Below are 19051 nucleotides of genomic sequence, written 5' to 3' on the forward strand. Positions count from 1 at the left end.
AGGCACCACCACCCATCACCCCACAGTCCAAGGAGAACGATGGCAATACGTGATCAATCGCCCCCCGAGGGGTCCGGCGGCACGGGCGGTTCGTCCGTCCGCAGGGCCGTCTCCCTCGGGTCGGCGGCCGCCGACCCCGGCCCGATGCTGGTGCCGGCCGCACGGCGTACGGCCGCACCGGAGCCGGACGGGGACGGCGCCGGGGGAGCGGCGACGGCACGGCCGGCCCCGGACACCGCCGAGAGCGAGGCCGCTCCCGAGCGGCCCGCCGCCACGGGCGGCACGGCCGGGGAACCGGCCGCGACGGCCGACTCCCCCGACGCGTCCGCCGCACCGCGGCGGTCGGAAGCGGAGCGCGGGAGCGTCGCCGGGCCGGCCACCGCCGTCCGGGCCGCCCCGGCCGCCCTGGACGCCGCAGCCGTCGCAGCCGCCGGGGTCGGCGGAACCGCTGCCGCCGGCGCCGGTGCGGACGGACCGCCGTCCGGGAACCCGAGGAAGCCCCTGCTCGCCGCCGCCGGCATCGCGGGCGTCGTCCTCCTCGCCGTGCCGCTGCTGATCTGGGCCACGGACGACTCGCAGCGGAAGAAGAAGGACGACGTGGCGGTGGCCGCCGGGTCCGACACCCTGCTCGAGGAGGAGCCCCTGGAGGCGCCGAAGGGCGACTACGCCCCGGCGGAGCCCACGCCGGAACCCTCGACGAAGAAGCCGTCCGCCAAGCCGAAAGCCGTCGTCGAGAAGGCGGTTCCGGTGACGGGTCCGGCATCCCCGGTCAGCGAGTCGCCCAAGGAGGCGGAGAAGAAGACGGAGAAGGAGGAGAAGACGGAGAAGGCGAAGCCCCGGATCAAGGAGCACGAGGCGCCCGTGCTCCCGGCGAACACCGCCGCCTACGCCGTCCGGCGGCTGGCCGCCGAGGATTCCGGCCGGCACATCTGCTACCGGGTCCACAGGAAGGGAGCCGGCTGGACGAACCCGAGGTGCGACGGGGCCATGTCGGGCAAGGGGCTGCCGATCACGGCCATCAACATCGCGGTGGTCGGCGCCAAGAAGGTGTCCGCCAACGAGTTCGTCCAGAAGGACGGCTGGACGACCGCGTGGTCGAGTGCGGCCGACGCGACGGACCTGACGCTGGGCAGCGACGCCCCGAACGCGCCGAACCTCAGCGGCTACGCCATCGGCGTCGACGACGGCAACGTCTGCCACCACCACAAGCTCGGCGGGCACGACTGGGGCGCCTATCTGTGCGAGTCGTCCCAGGGCTGGAGGTTCGGCGGGTCGCTGGAGCCGGACGTGTGGCTGGAGAGCGTCAAGTTCAACCTCTGAGGGACGCGACAGCGCAGCGGACGCCCGCCGGCACCGGCCGGCGGGCGTCCGTCCTCACCGGGAGGGCTACTGCCCCAGGGCCTGCCGGACGGGCAGGTCCTCCGGCAGCAGGGTCGTGAGGTCGGCGAGGCTGGGCGAACTCAGCCCGCCCAGCCGGCGGGCCTGGTTCGTCATCATCGTCTCCAGCAGCTGCCGGGCGAGCCGCGCGTTGCCGAAGGACCGGTCGCGCGGGATGGCGTCCACATGGGCGCGCAGCGCCTCGACGGTGGCGTCGGCGCACTCGTACCCGGAGGCGGCGGCGTGCCGGGACACGATGGTGACCAGTTCGTCCGTGCTGTAGTCCTCGAACGTCACGAACTTGGAGAACCGGGACGTCAGGCCGGGGTTGGAGGCGAGGAAGCGCTGCATCTCCTCGGTGTATCCGGCGACGACGACCACGATCTCGTCGCGGTGGTCCTCCATCAGTTTCAGCAGGGTGTCGACGGCCTCGCGGCCGAAGTCGTTGGACGACCCCTCGGGGGTCAGGGTGTAGGCCTCGTCGATGAACAGCACCCCGCCCAGCGCGCTGGTGAAGACGTCCTTGGTGCGCTGGGCGGTGTGGCCGATGTACTGGCCCACCAGGTCCGCCCGCGCCACCTCCACCAGGGAGTCGCGGGGCAGCACCCCCAGCGAGTGCAGGAGCCTGGCGTACAGCCGGGCGACGGTGGTCTTGCCGGTGCCGGGCGGTCCGCTGAAGACGAGGTGGTTGCTGATCCGGGGGGCGGGCAGCCCCGCGGCGATCCGCTGCCGGGCGTTGGTCAGCAGACTGACCAGGTCGGCGACCTCCCGCTTCACCGCGGCGAGCCCCACCATGGCGGTGAGTTCGGCCATCGGGTCGGACGCGTCGTCGGCGTCCTGCGCCGTGCCGCCGCCGACGGCCGCCGCCTCCGCGTCGCCGACGTCCTGCGGCAGCAGCAGCGTCAGGTCGTGCTCCGCGGGGTCGGTCATGGCCGCGAGCCGGAACGCCTGCCGGTCCACCATGTCCTCGAACACGCCTCGGGCCGCACGACCGTTGCCGAAGGTCGCGTCGCGCGTCATCTGCTCGAAGCGCACGGCGAGGGCCTCCCGGGTCAGCGGCCCGAGCTCGAACTGGTGCCGGTGGCAGAGGCTTTCGGTGATCGTCACCAGTTCCTCCACCGCGTAGTTGTCGAACTCGATGGTGCGGGTGAACCGGGAGGCGAGACCCGGGTTGGCGGTGAGGAACGACTCCATCTGCTCGGAGTAGCCGGCCGCCACCACGACCACGTCGTCGCGGTGGTCCTCCATCAGTTTCAGCAGGGTGTCGACGGCCTCGCGGCCGAAGTCGTTGGACGTGCCCTCGACGGTGAGGGTGTAGGCCTCGTCGATGAACAGCACTCCGCCCAGCGCGCTGTTGAACGCCTCGGTGGTCTTGATGGCCGTACCGCCGATGACCTGCGCGACGAGATCGGCGCGGGCGACCTCGACCAGGTGTCCGCTCCTGAGCACGCCCAGGTCCGCGAGGATGCTGCCGTAGAGGCGGGCGACGGTGGTCTTGCCGGTGCCGGGCGGTCCCGCGAAGATCAGGTGCCGGCTCATGGACGGGACCGGCATGCCGAGCCGCCGCCGGCGCTCGGCGAGCTGGTTCAGATTGACCAGCGTGCGCACCTGGTGCTTGACGTTCTCCAGGCCGGTGAGCGCCTCCAGTTCGGCCAGCGGGCCCTCGGGCTCCTGCTCCTTGCCGGCCCCGCCCGGGGCGCCGTCCTCGCCGGCCGTCCCGGCGGACTCGCCCCAGCTGTCCGGCAGGCCGTTGTCCGCGCTGGTCAGCAGCTCGACCGTGAGCCGTTCGCCCGCGCGGCTCTGGCGCAGTCCCGCGCCCCGGTTGTCACGCACGACGCACCGGGTGACAGTGACCGGTTCGGCGCTGTCGACCCGTACGCCGTCGCCCGTGCTCCCGGTGATCTCACAGGCGTCGAGGACGGCCCGGCCGCCGCGCGACACCTGGACGCCGTGGGCCTTCGAACCGTGCACCCGGACCCGCTCCAGGGTGATCTCTGCGCCGTCCCGCACCCCGACCCCGGCGTCGGCGCTGTCGCCGATCTCGCAGTCCCGCAGGGTGCCCCGGCCGCGTTCGCCGACGAGCAGGCCCGAGCGGGCGGCGGAGCTCAGCACGGTGTCGCTGATCTCGGGGTCGGAGTCGTCGTCGATGTGCAGCGCGCAGCCGCCGGCGGACTCGATCTCGCAGTGCTCGAGCCGGCCGCGGCCGTCGTCGGTGAACTCGACGCCGTGACCGCCCGCGCCGGTGATCCGGGCGTGACGCAGCAGGGGGTTGGCGGCGGAGCGCACGGAGACGCCGACCCCCGCCGCGTCCAGGACCTCCAGGCGCTCGAACTCGGCCGTGGAGTCGTCCCAGAGCTGCACCGCCCCGGCGGTGTCGGCGCAGTCGCTCACCACGGTGTCCCGCAGCAGCGGGGCGCTGCCCTCGACGACCCGCACGGCGCCCTCGGTGGAGCCGTGGAACGAGCAGCCCTCCAGGGTTCCGCGCGAGCGGTCCAGGACGAGCAGCCCGCTGGTCTTGGTGCGCCGGGTGACGCACCCGCGCAGCATCGGGTCGGCCCCGCCGGAGATGACGATGCCGCTCTGCGCGATGGACTCGAACGAGGTCTCCTCGATCTCCGGGCGGGACATGCTGGTCACCAGCAGCCCCACCGAGGTGTGGTGCACGACGCACCGCAGCACCCGGGTCGAGCTGTGGCCCTCCAGGGCGATGGCCGGCTTGTCGGTGCCGGAGATGTCGCAGCCCTCCACGGTGCCCCGCGCCTCGCCGCTCGCCAGGACGCCGTTGGCCCGCGCGCCGCGGATGCGGCAGTCGCGGACCAGGGGCCCGGCACTCTCGCCGATGACCACCGCGGAGGTGCCGAAGTTCTCGAACACGCAGTCCTCGACGACGCTCTCGGACTCCGAGGAGTCGACGAGCCCGGCGCCGCCGGGGTTGCCGATCCGGCAGCCGCGGGCGGCCAGTGACCCCTTGCCGCGGACCAGCAGCGCCGTCCATCCGGCACCGGTCACGGTGCATCCGTCGAGGGCGGCCTGACCGGCCGGTACGTCCACGACCGCGGCCTCCTTGTCGCGGCCCCGGAGGGTGAGGGCGCTGAGCATCACGGCGTCGGCCATGAGGGTGACGGCGGTGCCGTCCCGCGGGCAGAGCTCGACGGTGCCCGGCTCGCCCTCGCCGATGATCGTCACCCGGTGCCGGATGACGAGGTTCTCGGCGTAGCGGCCGGGACGGACCCGGATCACCGCCCCGGTACGGGCCTGGGCCAGTGCCTCACCGATCGTCCGGAATCCGTCCGACCGCTCCGGGCCGACCGTGAGTATTTGCCGTACCACGCCTCGAACCTCCTTGTGCTGCTGCGGTAGTTGGCGTTGTGTGCCGTACATCTTGTGTGCCTATCATGCGGCTCATGCGGAATGTCATGAAAAGCCGGGGTGCGGGCTGTGTGCTGGCGATCGCCGTGGTCCTGCCGGCCCTCGGCGGGCCGGCCTTCGCCCTCCCCGCCGCCCCGGCCGTCCCGGCCGCACCGTCGGGGGGGCCCGGTGCCGGCGAGCCGGGGGCCACGCTGCTGCCCCCGCTGCCCGTCCGGCTCGGCGAGGACAGCCCGTGCACCGGGGCCTCGGAGCGGACGGCCACCGGAGCGGCGTGGTCGCAGACGGCGCTCGGGCTGTCCCGGGCCCAGCGGATCTCGCGCGGCGGCGGCGTGACCGTCGCGGTGGTCGACACCGGTGTCTCCGCCGGCGTCCCCGGCCTGTCCGGCAGGGTGGAGGCCGTCGGCGCGGCGGCCGAGGACTGCGTGGGCCACGGCACGTTCGCCGCCGGCCTGATCGCCGCCGCACCGCAGAAGGGCAGCGGCATCACCGGGGTCGCCCCGCAGACGGAGATCCTCGCCCTGCCGGGCACCGACGACCGCGGAGTGCCCTCCGTGGAACGCGTGGCCGCCGGCATCCGGACGGCGGCGGACCGCGGCGCGCAGGTCATCTACGTCGGCCAGACCCTGCGCACCGGCAAGGCCGAGCTCACCGCGGCCGTCGCCCACGCCACCCGGCGCGACGCGCTGGTCGTCGCCCCCGCCGCCCCGGACGCCGTGCCCCGCGAGGAGCAGGGACCCGACGGCGAGATGCCCCGGGGCCCGTACTGGCCGGCCGCGGCGCCCGGCGCGCTCGCCGTCGTGGACTTCGGCCCCGGCGGCGTACGGCAGAAGAACGCGCCGCCCGCCCACGAGCCCGACCTGTCCGCGCCCGGCGGCGAGATGGTCAGCGTCGGCCCCGCCGGCTCCGGCCACTACATCGGTTCCGGCGCCTCGCTGGCGGCGGCGGGCGTCGCGGGCGCCGCCGCGCTCGTCCGCGCCTACCACCCCGGCCTCACGGCGGCCGAGGCCGCCCGCCGCCTCCTCGACACCGCCTACCCGTCGGACACTCCACGCCTCGACCCGTACGCCGCCCTGTCCCTGATCCAGGACCGCACGGAACCCTCCGCGCGGACCCCCGCCCCCGCCCACATGCCGGCCCCCGCCGACCCCACCCCCCACAACCGCTCCCTGACGATCGCGGCCGTGGGCCTGACGACGGTCCTCCTCCTGGCAGCCCTGGGCGCGGTCATCCCCCGAGGCAGGACCAGGAACTGGCGCCCCCCGACCACCCCTTAGCAACGCCCCCGCCGCTCCCGCGGGCAGTCGTGCCTCCCCCGGAGCCCGAAAGGGCCCGGGAGGCACCCCCAGGGCGACGGGGGTCCCCCCCGCTCGAGCGGAGCCGGGAGCGGGGGAGGGACCCCGCAAGCGCCGGGTTGCGCACACTCCCCCCGGCCGGCACCCACGCCGGGCGTCCCGCGCACCCCGGCCCGCCCCGCACGGACGCCTCACGACGCGTCCTCCACGAGCCCCGTCTGCACCTGCAAGGTCTTGCGCCGGGCGATCCGGACCGCCCGTCCCGGAATCAGCTCCCGCCCCTTCACACTCCCGAAGAGATACCCCTCGCTCGGCGGGCACGACATCAGCAGTCCGGGCGTGTTGACCTCCTGCAGCCTCCGCAGCAACGACTCGTTCAGCCCGCGCCCCGCCCCCGCCGACGACCGCGCGACGATCAGGTGCAGCCCCACCTCGTGCCCCAGCGCCAGATGGTCGAGGAGCGGAGCGAACGGCTGCGTCATCGGCCCGCCGCCCACCATGTCGTAGTCGTCGACCAGGATGAACAGCCGCGGTCCCTGCCACCAGTCGCACAGCCGCATCCGCGACGGAGCGATGTCCTCGCCCGGAACCCGCTGCTTGACCGCCCGCGCCGCCCCGTCCACCAGGTCCCTCAGCATGTCCAGGGACACGGCGTGCCCCAGCCGGTACGCCTCGGGAACGCTCTCCACCAGCTCCCGCCGGTAGTCCACCGTCATGATCCTCGCCTCGGCCGGCGTGTACCGCTCGGTGATGCCGCGCGCGACCAGCTTCAGCAGGTTCGTCTTGCCGCTCTCCGTGTCGCCCACCACGATCAGATGCGGGCTCTCGGTGAAGTCGTGCCACACCGGCGCCAGTTCGTTCTCGTCCAGGCCGATCGCGATCCGCAGCCCGTTCTCGCCCTCCGGCTCCGGCAGTTCCTCGACCGGCAGCTTCGCCGGCAGCATCCGCACCCGCGGCGCGGTCGGCCCCGTCCAGTTCTCGGCGATCGCGGCGACCAGCCCCGCGACCCCGTCCGCGAGGTCGTCGGCGTCCTCGACCCCGTCGACGCGCGGCAGCGCCGACAGGTAGTGCAGCTTGTCCGGAGTCAGCCCCCGCCCCGCGCTGCGCGGGATCGTGGCCGCCTTCCGGGAGTCGATCTGGGAGTCCATCGGATCACCCATCCGCAGCTCCAGCCGGGTCCCGGTCTGGTCGCGCACCGAGGACGACAGCTCCACCCAGCGGGCGGTGGTGACCATCAGGTGGACGCCGTAGTTGAGCCCGCGGGCGGCCAGCGCGTTGAACGTGGCGATGTGCCGGTCGAAGTCCTGGCGCACGGTGGCCCAGCCGTCGATGACCAGGAAGACGTCCCCGTGCGGCTCGTCGGGGAACTCGCCCGCCGCACGCCGCTTGCGGTACGTCGCCATGGAGTCGATGCCGTGCTCCAGGAAGAACCGCTCCCGCCGGGCGAGCAGCGTGGTGACCTCCGCGATCGTACGGCCCACCCGCTCGGTGTCCACCCGTGCCGCGACCCCGCTCATATGGGGCAGCTCGTCCAGCGAGGCCAGCGTGCCGCCGCCGAAGTCCAGGCAGTAGAACTGGACTTCGCGCGGGGTGTGGGTGAGCGCCAGCGCGGTGATGAGGGTCCGCAGCAGCGTGCTCTTGCCGCTCTGCGGGCCCCCGGCGATGGCCACGTGGCCGCCGGCCGCCGACAGGTCCACGGTCAGCAGGTCGCGCAACTGGTCGAAGGGCCGGTCCACGACTCCCACCGGCACGGTGAGCCGTCCCCGCAGCGGCCAGTCGGCCGTGGTCAGGCCGTAGCGCGGATCGGGTGCCAGCGGCGGCAGGATCTGGTCCAGGGTGGCCGGCCGGCCCAGCGGCGGCAGCCACACCTGGTGCGCGGGCGGCCCCGCCCCGCGCAGCCGGTCGAGCGCCACCGACAGCAGCGTCTCCTCGCCGCCGTCCCCCCCGCCCGGCGCCTCCGGTTCCGGCTCGTCGGGCTCGCCCGCCGGGTCCAGGCCGGGGTCCGCGGGTGCGCGCGGCACCACCCACTCCGCCGTCCACGGCACCACCTGCCGCGCCACCTGCGCCTGCACCACGGTCCGGCGCCGCTGGTACGGCCCCGAGACGTACGCGGCCCGGAACCGGGTCAGCGCGTCGACGCCGCTCTTGAGGAAACCGGCGCCCGGCTGGGCGGGCAGCTCGTAGGCGTCCGGCACACCGAGCACACCCCGGCTCTCCATCGCGGAGAACGTCCGCAGACCGATCCGGTACGACAGATGGCTCTCCAGCTGGTGCATGCGGCCCTCGTCCAGCCGCTGCGAGGCGAGCAGCAGATGCACCCCGAGACTGCGCCCGAGCCGGCCGATCATCACGAACAGCTCCATGAAGTCGCGGTGCGAGGCCAGCAGTTCGCTGAACTCGTCGACCACCACGAACAGGCTGGGCAGGGGCTGCAGCGGCGTCCCGGACTGCCGGGCCTTCTCGTACTCCAGCGCGGAGGTGTAGTTCCCGGCGGCGCGCAGCAGCTCCTGCCGCCGGATCAGCTCCCCGTGCAGCGCGTCCTGCATCCGGGCGACCAGCGCCACCTCGTCGGCGAGGTTGGTGATGACCGCCGAGGTGTGCGGGAGCTCGTCGAGGCCGAGGAAGGTGGCGCCGCCCTTGAAGTCGACGAGGACGAAGTTCAGCGTCTCGGAGGAGTTGGTCAGCGCCAGCCCCAGCACCAGCGTGCGCAGCAGCTCGCTCTTGCCGGAGCCGGTCGCGCCGATCAGCATGCCGTGCGGTCCCGTACCGCCCTGCGCGGACTCCTTGATGTCCAGCTCCACCGGCCGGCCCTCACCGCTCACCGCGATCGGCACCCGCAGCCGGGCGCTGCCGGTCGCCTTCTCCCACAGCGTGGCCGGGTCGTGCCGGTGCAGGTCGGGGATGTTCAGCAGCGAGGTCAGCTCGACGTCGTCGGCGAGCGGCTTGGAGTCGTCGCCGCCCACGCTCATCCGGTACGGCGCCAGCAGCCGGGCCAGCGCCAGCGCCCCCGCCGTGCCCAGCCGGTCGGGCCGTCCGAGCACCGTCGACTGCTCCTTGCGGTCGCGGTCGGTGCGCACCAGCGCGACCCCGCCCTCGTCCACCTCCAGGCGCAGCGTGGTCCGGCCCGGCTTCCAGGCGAGCGCCCCGGTGAGGTCGAGCACCACCGCGTTGCGGAAGCCGTGCCCGTCGAAGCGGTGCCCGGCCGGCACCGTGCAGCCGTCGATCACGACGACCGTGTACGGCTCCTCACGTCCCGGGACCGCGTCGGGGTCGGCGCCCGGCCGCTCCAGGAACTCGGCGCCGAGCAGGTTCTCCAGCTCGGTGAAGGCCGAGGCGATCAGGCGGGCCGGTCCTGCGCCGTCCTCCTCGTGCCGGTGCAGACTGTGCGGCAGCCACTTCGCCCACTCCCACTGCGAGCGCCGCTCGTCCGAGACGCACAGCGCGATCCACAGGTCGTCGGGGGAGTGGAACACCGCCAACTGCGCGAGCAGGGCCCGCACCTGGGCGCGTATCCGCTCCTCGTCCCCGCGGAACAGCACCTTCGACCAGGCCCGCAGATAGATCGCGATGGGCTGGTCCCGCACCGTGGAGTAGGCCTTGGTGAAGCTGCGCAGCGCGTGCGCGCTCAGCGGCTCCAGGTCCTCGACGGGCTTGGTCGACAGCGGCGTCAGCTTCATCGCGAGACGCTGGTCGCCCACGCCCATCCGCACCTCGGCGAAGTCCTCGTCCGACGACCGGCGTTCCCACAGCCGGGTGCTGCGCACCAGCGACGACAGCGCGTCGGGTTCCGGGTGGCGCCAGGCGAGGGCGCGCTGCTGCTCGACGATGGACGCCCGCACCATGCGCCGGGTCTGCCGCAGGTACCGCAGGTAGTCGCGGCGCTCGCCCTTCATCCGCTGCTTGCGCTCGCCGTTGCGGCGCATGACCTGTCCGAGCATCATGCCCGCCGACGCGATCACCATCACACCGAGCGCGATGTAAATGAAACCGCCGCTGCCCTGGCTCATCCCCGGCCGCATGAACATCAGCATCATGGAGACCGACATCAGCGCCATCGGCAGGTACGTCCACACCGCGGAACTGTCCGGCACGACTTCCGGAAGCGTGGGCGGCTCCTGGAGACTCAGTTCCCCCGACGGCATTTCCGGCCCTTTGCGGCGGGCCGGGCGGCGGAACAGGATCACGCTCAACGAACGTCCTCCTCAACGATTTCGGAAGGAATTCCGGGGGAACCTCGCGGGAACGTCGCGGGTTTTTCCGTAAAGGGTCAGAGTCCCGCGCGACGACATCGGGAAAATGGCCGTAAGGTGCCGTGACGCCGAACTCCCGGAGTGGTGTTGCGAAAAGCCCGGCGTACGGTCAAACTCGTCGGCGCATGCCCCGTCCGACTTTTCCGTCGCGTTCGGCGACCGACCGGTGTGCCGCTGCCACCTTCCAGCCACCGCGTATCGCGTGGTCCGCCAGAAAGTGTGAACCCCGAACCCATGACCGAGATCCAGACGGCAAGCCTGTGCCGCGTCACCGTACGTGCTCCGGCCAGAACCGTCGACCTGGCCGTGCCCTCCGACGTCCCCGTCGCCGATCTGCTGCCCACAGTGATCGGCTACGGAGGGGACAACCTGGAGGAATCCGGTCTGGAGCACGGAGGTTGGGTGCTCCAGCGGCTCGGCGGCCCACCGCTCGACCCCGAGAGTACCTTGGACTCCCTCGGTCTGCGGGACGGAGAGGAGCTTTACCTGCGGCCGCGCACCGAGGCGCTGCCCGAGGTGCACATCGACGACCTGGTCGACGGCATCGCCGACGGCATGGACCGCAGGCCGCACGGCTGGAGCCCGCAGGCCGGCCGGCGGCTGCTGCTCGGGCTGGCCGCGGTCACCCTCGCGCTGGGCATCGTGCTGCTGGCCATGCCGGGAACGGCGGGCTGGGTGCGGGCCGTCGCCGCCTCGGCCGCCGGACTGCTGCTGATCGCCGGGGCGGGCTCCGCCTCCCGCGCCGTCGGGGACGCCGGAGCCGGCTCGGTGCTCGGTCTGATGGCGGCCCCCTACTTCGCCCTGGCGGGCTGGCTGCTGCCCGGCGGCGACCTGGGCGGCGCCGACGGCGAGGCCGTCCTGGGCGCCCGGCTGCTGGCGGCCTCCGCGGCCGGCGGCGCGGGCGCGGTGCTCGCCCTGGCGGCGGTCGGCGTGTACCCGGCGCTGTTCATCGGCGCGGCCTGCGTCGCCGCCGCGGGCGCGCTCGGCGCCGCCCTGATCACCCTGGACCTGGCGCCGCAGCAGGCGGCCGCCGTGGTGGCCGTCGTGGTGGTGCTCTTCGGCGGGTTCGTCCCGTCGCTGTCGTTCCGGCTGGCCGGCATGCGGATGCCGCCCCTGCCGACCAACGTCCAGCAGCTGCAGGAGGGCATCGACCCGTACTCCTCCTCGGACGTCGACGCGCGCTCCGCGCTGGCGGACGGCTGGATGACCGCCCTCTACGGCGCCATCGGCCTGGTCTGCCTGCCCTGCCTGGTGGCGCTCATGGCCGCGCCGGGCCTCGCCGAGATCCTCACCGTCGTGGCCCTCTCCCTGCTCCTGCTGCTGCACAGCCGGGGGCTGGGCAACGTCTGGCAGCGGCTGGCGCTCACCGCCGCCGGGGCCTGGGGCACGGTCCTGCTGCTGTTCGTCTCCGCGCGCTCCCTCGCCCCGGCGGACCGGCTGACCCTGACGGCCGGCCTGATGGGGCTGGCCGCCGCGATCACCATCGCCTCGTGGACCGTGCCCGGACGGCGGCTCGTCCCGTACTGGGGGCGCGCGGCCGAGCTGCTGCACTCACTCGCCGCCCTCAGCATCCTGCCGCTGACGCTCTGGTCGATGGGCGTCTACGGCTGGCTCCGCGGCATCAACGGCTGACCCGGGAGAACGGCGACATGCACAGCAAGCGCGACCAAGTACAGGCGCACCTCTTCATCATGGGCCGGCTGGCCTCGGCCATGCTGCGCTCGGAGCCCGACGCCCCGGAGAGCCCGCTGGGCAGGACCAACCGCGGCGCCGCGATCGGCGTGATCATCGCCCTGCTGGTGTGCGCCGGCGCCTTCGTCTTCGGACTCCTGCGGCCCGGCGGCAACGACTCGTGGCGCTCGGGGGAGAACCTGATCGTCGACAAGCAGACCGGCGCGCGCTACCTGTACCTGGACGGACGGCTGCGCCCGGTGCGCAACCACGCGTCGGCCCGGCTGGTCACCGGCGGCGAGATCGGCGTCACCACGGTGGGGACGTCCTCGCTGGCCGGCACCCCGCACGGAACGCCCGTCGGCATCCCCGACGGGCCCGAGGCGCTCCCGGGCACCGGTGATCTGGACCGCACCCCGTGGCTGGTGTGTTCCGGCGTCCTTCCCCGCACGACCGGCGTCGTCACGGTGACCACGACGCTCGCCCTCGGCGCCGACGCCCCGCAGGACGTGCCCGGCGGCAGGCGGCTGGGCGAGGACGAGGGCGTGCTGGTCACCGGCCCGGACGACGCCACGTACCTGCTGTGGCAGGGCAGCCGGCTGCGGCTGGACGAGCGGGCGAAGGCGGCCGAGGCCCTCGGGTACGGCGACGTCACCCCGCGTCCCGTCTCCGCGGCGTTCCTCGACGCCTTCCCGCTGGGACCCGACCTGGCCCCCGCCGAGGTCTCCGGCCGGGGCGGGAAGGGACCCGAACTGGCCGGGCGGAGCACCAGGATCGGGCAGCTCTTCAAGGTCGACGTGCCCGGCTCGGCCGCCCGCCACCACCTGCTCACGAAGGACGGGCTCGTGCCCCTGACGGACACGGAGGCGGCCCTCCTGCTGGGCGATCCGCAAACCCGTGAGAAGGCGTACGGCGGGGGCGCCGCGACCGTGGCGACGCTCGGCGCGGACACCCTGGCCGGGCACCTCGCCCCCGACGCACGGATCCCGGAGCCGGCGAGGCTGCCCGCGCAGCCGCCGAAGGCGGTCACCGTCGCCGCCGGCTCCGTGTCCTGCGCGGAGGTCGACTCCGCGGACTCCGGTGTGCGGGTGGGCACCTCGGTGCTGCCCGAGGGTGCGCTGCCCCCGGCCGCGCAGGCGCCGGCGCCCGAGGTCGAACCGGGCTGCCTGAAGGTCGACTCCATCGCGGTACGGGCCGGAAAGGGCGCGCTGGTCCGGGCGTTGAGCGCGAGCGGCAGCGCGCTGGGCGACACCACGTACCTGGTCACGGACGAGGGCGTGAAGTACCGGCTGCTGTCCCAGGAGGCGGTGAAGGCGCTGGGCTACGAGGGCGTCGAGGCGCGGACGATGCCGTCCCCGATGCTGGCGATGCTGCCCAGCGGCCCGGACCTGACCCCCGAGGCGGCGTCCGAGGGCGAGGCGAGGGTGACGCTGCGGTGCCCCGGGCGATAGCGGGCGGGAGGGGGCGGCAGGGCCCTGCCGGTGATCGTCCGGAAGGGAAATTCTTGGCGTACGCCTGGTCACCTCACGTTTGGCCGAGCGCCCGGCGGTGCCCGCCGGACCTCACCGAATGCCCGATCTGTCCGGCCGGATTCACCGCGCCGCTCACTTGAGCGGTGCGAATTCCGGACCATTGCTCAATTGAGCTTCCGAGGAGAGGAGTTCGGGGTTCCGGCTGTAATTGCCAAACAAGTTGAGGCCTGCCTAGCATCTGGGCGTCCCATGGCCCCGAGAGTCAGCCGTGATCGCCGGGGCGCCCTGTCTGCCCGCAGGGTGACATAGGGGCCGCAGCCCGGTGAGTTTCGCCGAAAGGGAGTTTTCTCATGGCCATGCAGCAGTCCGAGGAAAAAGCCACCCGTGACGGGATCATGGCGCTGGAACAGGCCTTCTCCAGCATTCAGACCCGTCAGCAGGACGTCCAGGCCACGGCGGACACGCTCGCCTCGAACTACGGCGGCGTGGACGGCGGCAAGTACAAGAGGCTGCTGGAGCAGTGGGACGGGCACGTCGACACCATCCTGATCAACCTGGACCGGATGGTCGACGAGCTCAACAACACCCTCAAGGAGCACGGGTTGGTGCAGGGTTCCAGCAACGACGCGATCGACATGGAGTACTCGCGCTCCACGCAGGTCTTCGACGAGCTCAACGGCACCAACACGTCGTCGAACTGATCTTCGGCGGACCCGCCAGGCACTGACCCTTCCCCACTCGTCGTTCCCCCGGTGAATCGAGGATTCTGATGGACTACTCCGACGGCTACATCTACGTCGACTACAACCACGCCGAAGGCGCGGCGGACGACATGATCACCCAGTCCCAGGCGATCATGGACATTCTGTCCAACCTGGAGATGGAACTGGCCGGACTCCGCAACAGCTGGATCGGTGACGACCGGGAGGTCTACAGCGAGATCCAGGCGAAGTGGGACGGCGCTGTCGAGAACATCAAGACCCTGCTCGTCAAGCACTCCGCTCTGCTCACCGACATCTCCGCCAACTACCGGTCCACGGAGCAGAACCTGTCGCAGCGGTGGGGCGACATCCGGATCGGCAGCCGCTGACGGCCGGCCGGTGACGGAAGGGTGATCGCATGGCCGTCACGGTCCTCGACAGCACGTTCCTGAAGAACTTCATCAACAACCAGATCGACGACTTCCGCACGTCCCTGGAGAACATCCTCAAGGACAGTCCGACCGCCGGTCCGGCGATCTCGTTCATCGCGGACAGCATCTCGACCACGACGATCCTGTCCTCGAAGCCGCTCGTCCTCGGCCCCATGGCCGACGAGAACAGCGTGGTCGGCGGGGGGTCCCTGAACAAGGTCATCCAGCAGGGCGCGGGCGAGGTCGAGCGCATCCTGGAGGACCAGACGGTCCTCTTCGAGGACCTCGAACAGGCGCTGTGGGACACGATCGACGAGCTGGCCAAGGCCCAGGGGAAGAACCTCGAGAACATCACCGCGGACGAGTTCATGGACATCTTCGAGGATGTCGACAGTGACCTCGGCAATTCGGGTGGAAACGAAGAGGAAGAGTAGCGGAGTCCGGCGATGGCCAGCCCCAAGGACAACAACGACGACTACTGGAAGAAAGCAGTCGACCTGCTCACCGGCTACGTTCTGCCGGAGCGGAAGACGTTGTTCGACACCCTCAAGGGCAACGACGGCATCCCGATGATCCACGTCCGGGTGGAGGACGAGGGCGGTCCGGGTTATTCGTCGGGTTTCATGACCTCGGGGGGTTGGGGTACGCGCAACACCAACTACACCATCCCGTACTACCAGCCGGCCGGCAACGGCACGGAGGTCTCCGACGGCAGCTACCTCTACCAGTACCGCGTGTACATCACCTTCCTCGCCACGCCCTCGGCCGCGCCCCCGAGCGGGGAGAACGTGATCGCGAAGTTCGAGAAGACGAGCAAGGTCCTGATGGACAAGGGCGGCTCGAACAGCGAGGGCGAGAAGCTCGACTGGGACACCAGCGCCCTGGTCCAGTACATCTACGGTTCCAAGGCCGCCCTCGACCAACTGACGATGTGGCCCTACTCCACCCACGGATTCGAGGACCGCGGCATCAAGGTGAGCGACGGCACCTACGTCGACCTGCTCACCTTCACGAAGACGGCCCAGGCGTTCGACCGGGTCGTCAAGTTCTTCCAGGACAGCGCGGACACCATCGGCAAGTGGGACACCGAGAACATCGGAGAGGGCAGCGACTCCTGGGACGGCACGTCGGCCGCCATCTTCAAGGAACTCATCCACAAGCTGGCCCGGAACTACGAGGGGTACGCCGACCAGATCGACGGCAAGGGCACCGGGGGCTCCGCGGTCACCATCGACACGGTGGTGGTGACGTCCGAGCCGGCCCGGGCGCTGGCCGCGGCCCAGGGGGTGATCCTCGAGCAGGCGCAGAACCTGCGCAACGCCTGGGTGGCGTGGAGGGCCGAGAGCAATCCGCAGCGCTGGCTCTACGACATGCTGGAGCAAGCCCGGTACAACCTCATCGACGACCAGTTCAAGAACACGGACTTCGAGACGGTGTCCAGTGGCTCCGGGCCGTACACCACCTGGCACAACTACGTGGTGTCGACCGCCAACTTCCGGAACGAGATCGTCATCGACGGGAAGTCGTACGGCAAGCCGAGCGACATGACCACGTGGAAGGCGGTCGCCGACGAGGCGGTGCGCCGGTGGGAGCAGTCCGTGCAGGACTGGCTCAGCACGAAGGGCGCCGAGGCCATCGTGGCCATCAACAAGGCGTTCAAGGAAGCCGAGAAGGCGTTCGACACCAGCATCACCGACAAGGACGACCGTTCCCTCTCCGAGATCTCCGCCAAGGAAGAGGCCGCCGCCGAGAAGAAGAAGGCGGAGGCCGAAGCGGCCGCCGCCAAGGCGGCGGCGGAGAAGGAGAAGGCCGAGGCGAAGGCGGCGGCCGAGAAGGAGAAGGCCGAGGCCAAGGCCGAGCGGGACCGCGAGAAGGCGGAGGCCGATAAGGAGAAGGCCGAGGCCAAGGCGGCGGCGGAGAAGGAGAAGGCCGAGGCGAAGGCGGCGGCCGAGAAGGAGAAGGCCGAGGCCAAGGCCGAGCGGGACCGCGAGAAGGCGGAGGCCGATAAGGAGAAGGCCGAGGCCAAGGCCGAGCGGGACCGCGAGAAGGCGGAGGCCAAGGCCCAGCAGGAAGCCGCCAGGGCGGAGGCCGAGAAGGAGAAGGCCGAGGCCAAGGCGGCGGCGGAGAAGGAGAAGGCGGAGGCCAAGGCCGAGCAGGAGGCGGCGAAGGCGGCGGCGGAGAAGGAGAAGGCCGAAGCCAAGGCCGAGCAGGCCGCCGCCAAGGAAGAGGCCCAGAAGGAGAAGGCGGAAGCCAAGCAGGCGGCCGCCGAGCAACAGGCGTTCGTCCTCGCGCAGAACCAGAAGGCGCAGGACGAGGCGAAGAAGGAACGGGAACGGGCCGCGGCCCAGGCCGAAGCCGACCGAGCCGAGGCCAAGGCCGAGCAGGAGGCCGCCAAGGAAGAGGCGGCGAAGGAGAAGGCGGAGGCCAAGGCCGAGCAGGAGGCCGCGAAGGCCGAGGCCAAGCGAGAGCAGGAGGCGGCCAAGGCGGCGGCCGAGCAGGAGAAGGCGGAGGCCAAGGCCGAGCAGGAGGCCGCGCGGGCCGAGGCGAAGGCCGAGCAGGAGGCGGCCAAGGCGGCGGCCGAGCAGGAGAAGGCCGAGGCCAAGGCCGAGCAGGAGGCCGCGCGGGCCGAGGCGAAGGCCGAGCAGGAGGCGGCCAAGGCGGCGGCCGAGCAGGAGAAGGCCGAGGCCAAGGCGGAACAGGAAGCCGCGCAGGCCGAGGCGAAGCGGGAACAGGCGGCCGCCCGGGCCGAGGCGGAGCGCGAGCAGGAAGCCGCGAAGGCGGAGGCCGACGCCGAGCGGGAAGCCGCCAAGCGGGAACAGGCCGACGCGCAGTCCAGGGCGGAGGCCCAGCAGGAGGAAGCCCGCCGCGAGGCCCTGCAGGAGAAGCAGCAGGCCCGGCTGGACGCCGAGAACGCCAAGGCCGAGGCGCAGGCCGACTACGAGCAGCAGAAGGCCGAGGCCCGCGCCGAGCGCGACGCCGCCCTCCAGGAGGCCGACCGCCAGGAGGCGGAGGCACGCCGGGAGTACGAGCGGGAGAAGGCCGAGGCCCAGGAGCAGCGGGACCAGGCGCGCCAGGACGCCGAGCAGGAACGCGCCGAGGCACGCCGGGAGTACGAGCGGGAGATCGCCGCCGGCACCGACGAGAAGGAGGCCCGCGAGGAGTACGACCGGCGCATCGCGGAGATCGACGCCGCCGAACGGGAGGCAGTCGAACGGGCGGACGCCGCCGAGGCCGAGGCCAGGCGCGAGTACGACCGGGTGAAGGCCGACGCCCAGGCGGAACGGGAAGAGGCGCGCACCGAGGCCGAGCAGGCGCGCAAGGACGCCAAGTCCGAGTACGACCGGCGCATGCGCGACATCCAGGCCGAGTACGACCGGATCAACGCCGATCAGAAGAACATCGACGAGCTGATCCGACAGCGCATCGCCGACCTCCCCCAGCCCCCCGACCTCTCCGCCTACAACGGGGTCGGCTCCCCGGGCTCCGCCGGTTCCGCCTATTCCTCCGCGTTCAACGACAACCTCTACAACCAGGACGACCTCTCCTCGGCGCTCGGGCGTCCGCAGGGCAGCGGCGCCCTGGCGGGCGCCTCCGCCGACGGCACCGGCACGGGTTCGGGCTCACCGGGGATGTACCCGCCGATGATGCGCGGCGCCGGCGGTGAGGCCGGCGGCAGCTCGGGCGAGCGCACCAGGACGGTCATCGAACCCTCGGTCGGCCGTTCCGGCCGGGCGGCCGTCGCCGCGCAGACCGTCGACGACGAGGAGCACCGCGTCGTCCCCAGGACCACGCAGACCAGCAGCAGCACGCCCTTCATGCCGCCCATGGGAGGCATGGGCGGAGCGGGGGACAGGCCGCAGACGGAGAGCGGGGACCGGGAACGGACCACATGGCTGGCCGAGGACGAGGACGTCTGGGGCACCGACGAGGGCGGCGCGCCGCAGGCCCTGGGACGCTGAGGGGAAGGGGAACGGGATGAGTCAGCCGATGGAGGACCGGGTGGCCCAGGCGATGGCCCACCTCAAGGCGGCGGAGGAGGCCGCGGCCTCGGCACGGGCCGAACTGGACGCGGCGTCGGCCACCGCGCGTTCGGCGGACCGCTCGGTGCGGGTGTCCGTCGGCGCGAAGGGGGAGCTGACCAGTCTGGAGTTCCTCGACGGCAAGTACCGGACCATGGCCGCCGCCCAGCTCTCCGCGGCGGTGCTGGAGGCCGCGAACACGGCGCGGGCCGAGATGGCCCGCCGGGTCGTCGACGTGCTCGACCCGCTCACCCGGATGACCGCGCGCGGCGCCGCCCCGGACCGGATGGGCGTCGACTGGGGTTCGGTCTTCGGCTCGCTGCTCAGCGAGACCGCCGTGGCGAAGGGGCCCACGGCGATGAGCAGGCTCCGCGACGAGATCGTCGAGGACGACGAGGAAGCCGCGGCCCCGCCCGGGGCGGCCCGCGCCGCGGACGACGGACGACGGGGACGACAGGGGGGCGCGTGA

Annotated in this window: 11 protein-coding genes; 9 read left to right on the forward strand and 2 right to left on the reverse strand. The window is 72.4% G+C overall.

All coding sequences use genetic code 11. The annotated features are described in order from the left end of the window. Positions 1-39 precede the first annotated feature (39 nt). Complete coding sequence (locus ACZ8ZB_RS23820; RefSeq protein WP_470739681.1) at positions 40-1320, forward strand: hypothetical protein; 1281 nt, start codon at positions 40-42, stop codon at positions 1318-1320. 66 nt (positions 1321-1386) lie between these two features. Here ACZ8ZB_RS23820 and ACZ8ZB_RS23825 read toward each other — a convergent pair whose 3' ends face one another. Beyond that, a complete protein-coding gene (locus tag ACZ8ZB_RS23825; protein WP_470739682.1) occupies positions 1387-4707 on the reverse strand; it encodes a right-handed parallel beta-helix repeat-containing protein in 3321 nt (1106 codons plus the stop codon). 74 nt (positions 4708-4781) lie between these two features. On the opposite strand from ACZ8ZB_RS23825, the gene ACZ8ZB_RS23830 reads away from it, so the two are divergent. Then, positions 4782-6020, forward strand: coding sequence for a S8 family serine peptidase (locus tag ACZ8ZB_RS23830; RefSeq protein WP_470739683.1), 1239 nt, complete (start codon positions 4782-4784; stop codon positions 6018-6020). Positions 6021-6229: 209 nt separating this feature from the next. Here the strand turns inward: ACZ8ZB_RS23830 and eccCa are convergent, their stop codons facing one another. Further along, positions 6230-10222: a type VII secretion protein EccCa gene (gene eccCa / locus ACZ8ZB_RS23835; RefSeq protein ID WP_470741566.1), complete on the reverse strand. Its 3993-nt coding sequence runs from the start codon at positions 10220-10222 to the stop codon at positions 6230-6232. Positions 10223-10522: 300 nt separating this feature from the next. On the opposite strand from eccCa, the gene eccD reads away from it, so the two are divergent. The 7 genes from eccD to ACZ8ZB_RS23870 all read left to right on the forward strand — a co-directional run bounded on the left by eccD (position 10523) and on the right by ACZ8ZB_RS23870 (position 19051). Further along, positions 10523-11920, forward strand: coding sequence for a type VII secretion integral membrane protein EccD (gene eccD, locus ACZ8ZB_RS23840; RefSeq protein WP_470739684.1), 1398 nt, complete (start codon positions 10523-10525; stop codon positions 11918-11920). A 17-nt stretch (positions 11921-11937) separates the two neighbouring features. After that, positions 11938-13410: a type VII secretion protein EccB gene (gene eccB / locus ACZ8ZB_RS23845; protein ID WP_470739685.1), complete on the forward strand. Its 1473-nt coding sequence runs from the start codon at positions 11938-11940 to the stop codon at positions 13408-13410. Positions 13411-13781: 371 nt separating this feature from the next. Further along, entirely contained in the window at positions 13782-14132 is a 351-nt protein-coding gene (locus ACZ8ZB_RS23850; protein WP_470739686.1) for a hypothetical protein, read from the forward strand. Positions 14133-14200: 68 nt separating this feature from the next. Next, on the forward strand, positions 14201-14521 hold the full coding sequence (locus ACZ8ZB_RS23855) for a WXG100 family type VII secretion target (protein WP_470739687.1): 321 nt from the start codon (positions 14201-14203) through the stop codon (positions 14519-14521). 29 nt (positions 14522-14550) lie between these two features. Beyond that, positions 14551-14997 carry a type VII secretion system-associated protein gene (locus ACZ8ZB_RS23860; RefSeq protein WP_470739688.1) on the forward strand — a complete coding sequence of 149 codons (447 nt, stop codon included), beginning with the start codon at positions 14551-14553 and terminating at the stop codon, positions 14995-14997. 12 nt (positions 14998-15009) lie between these two features. Beyond that, entirely contained in the window at positions 15010-18522 is a 3513-nt protein-coding gene (locus ACZ8ZB_RS23865) for an AAWKG family protein (protein ID WP_470739689.1), read from the forward strand. A gap of 16 nt (positions 18523-18538) precedes the next feature. After that, the gene (locus ACZ8ZB_RS23870; RefSeq protein ID WP_470739690.1) at positions 18539-19051 is read left to right on the forward strand and encodes a YbaB/EbfC family nucleoid-associated protein; all 513 of its coding nucleotides are present in this window, start codon (positions 18539-18541) and stop codon (positions 19049-19051) included.

It is taken from the genome of Streptomyces sp. 12E (assembly GCF_055633275.1).

Coding starts and splice junctions, on each gene's coding strand:
- eccB (WP_470739685.1), top strand. CDS start 11,938: ATGCACAGCAAGCGCGACCAAGTACAGGCGCACCTCTTCATCATGGGC.
- ACZ8ZB_RS23830 (WP_470739683.1), top strand. CDS start 4,782: ATGCGGAATGTCATGAAAAGCCGGGGTGCGGGCTGTGTGCTGGCGATC.
- eccD (WP_470739684.1), top strand. CDS start 10,523: ATGACCGAGATCCAGACGGCAAGCCTGTGCCGCGTCACCGTACGTGCT.
- ACZ8ZB_RS23820 (WP_470739681.1), top strand. CDS start 40: ATGGCAATACGTGATCAATCGCCCCCCGAGGGGTCCGGCGGCACGGGC.
- ACZ8ZB_RS23850 (WP_470739686.1), top strand. CDS start 13,782: ATGGCCATGCAGCAGTCCGAGGAAAAAGCCACCCGTGACGGGATCATG.
- ACZ8ZB_RS23865 (WP_470739689.1), top strand. CDS start 15,010: ATGGCCAGCCCCAAGGACAACAACGACGACTACTGGAAGAAAGCAGTC.
- ACZ8ZB_RS23860 (WP_470739688.1), top strand. CDS start 14,551: ATGGCCGTCACGGTCCTCGACAGCACGTTCCTGAAGAACTTCATCAAC.
- ACZ8ZB_RS23855 (WP_470739687.1), top strand. CDS start 14,201: ATGGACTACTCCGACGGCTACATCTACGTCGACTACAACCACGCCGAA.
- ACZ8ZB_RS23870 (WP_470739690.1), top strand. CDS start 18,539: ATGAGTCAGCCGATGGAGGACCGGGTGGCCCAGGCGATGGCCCACCTC.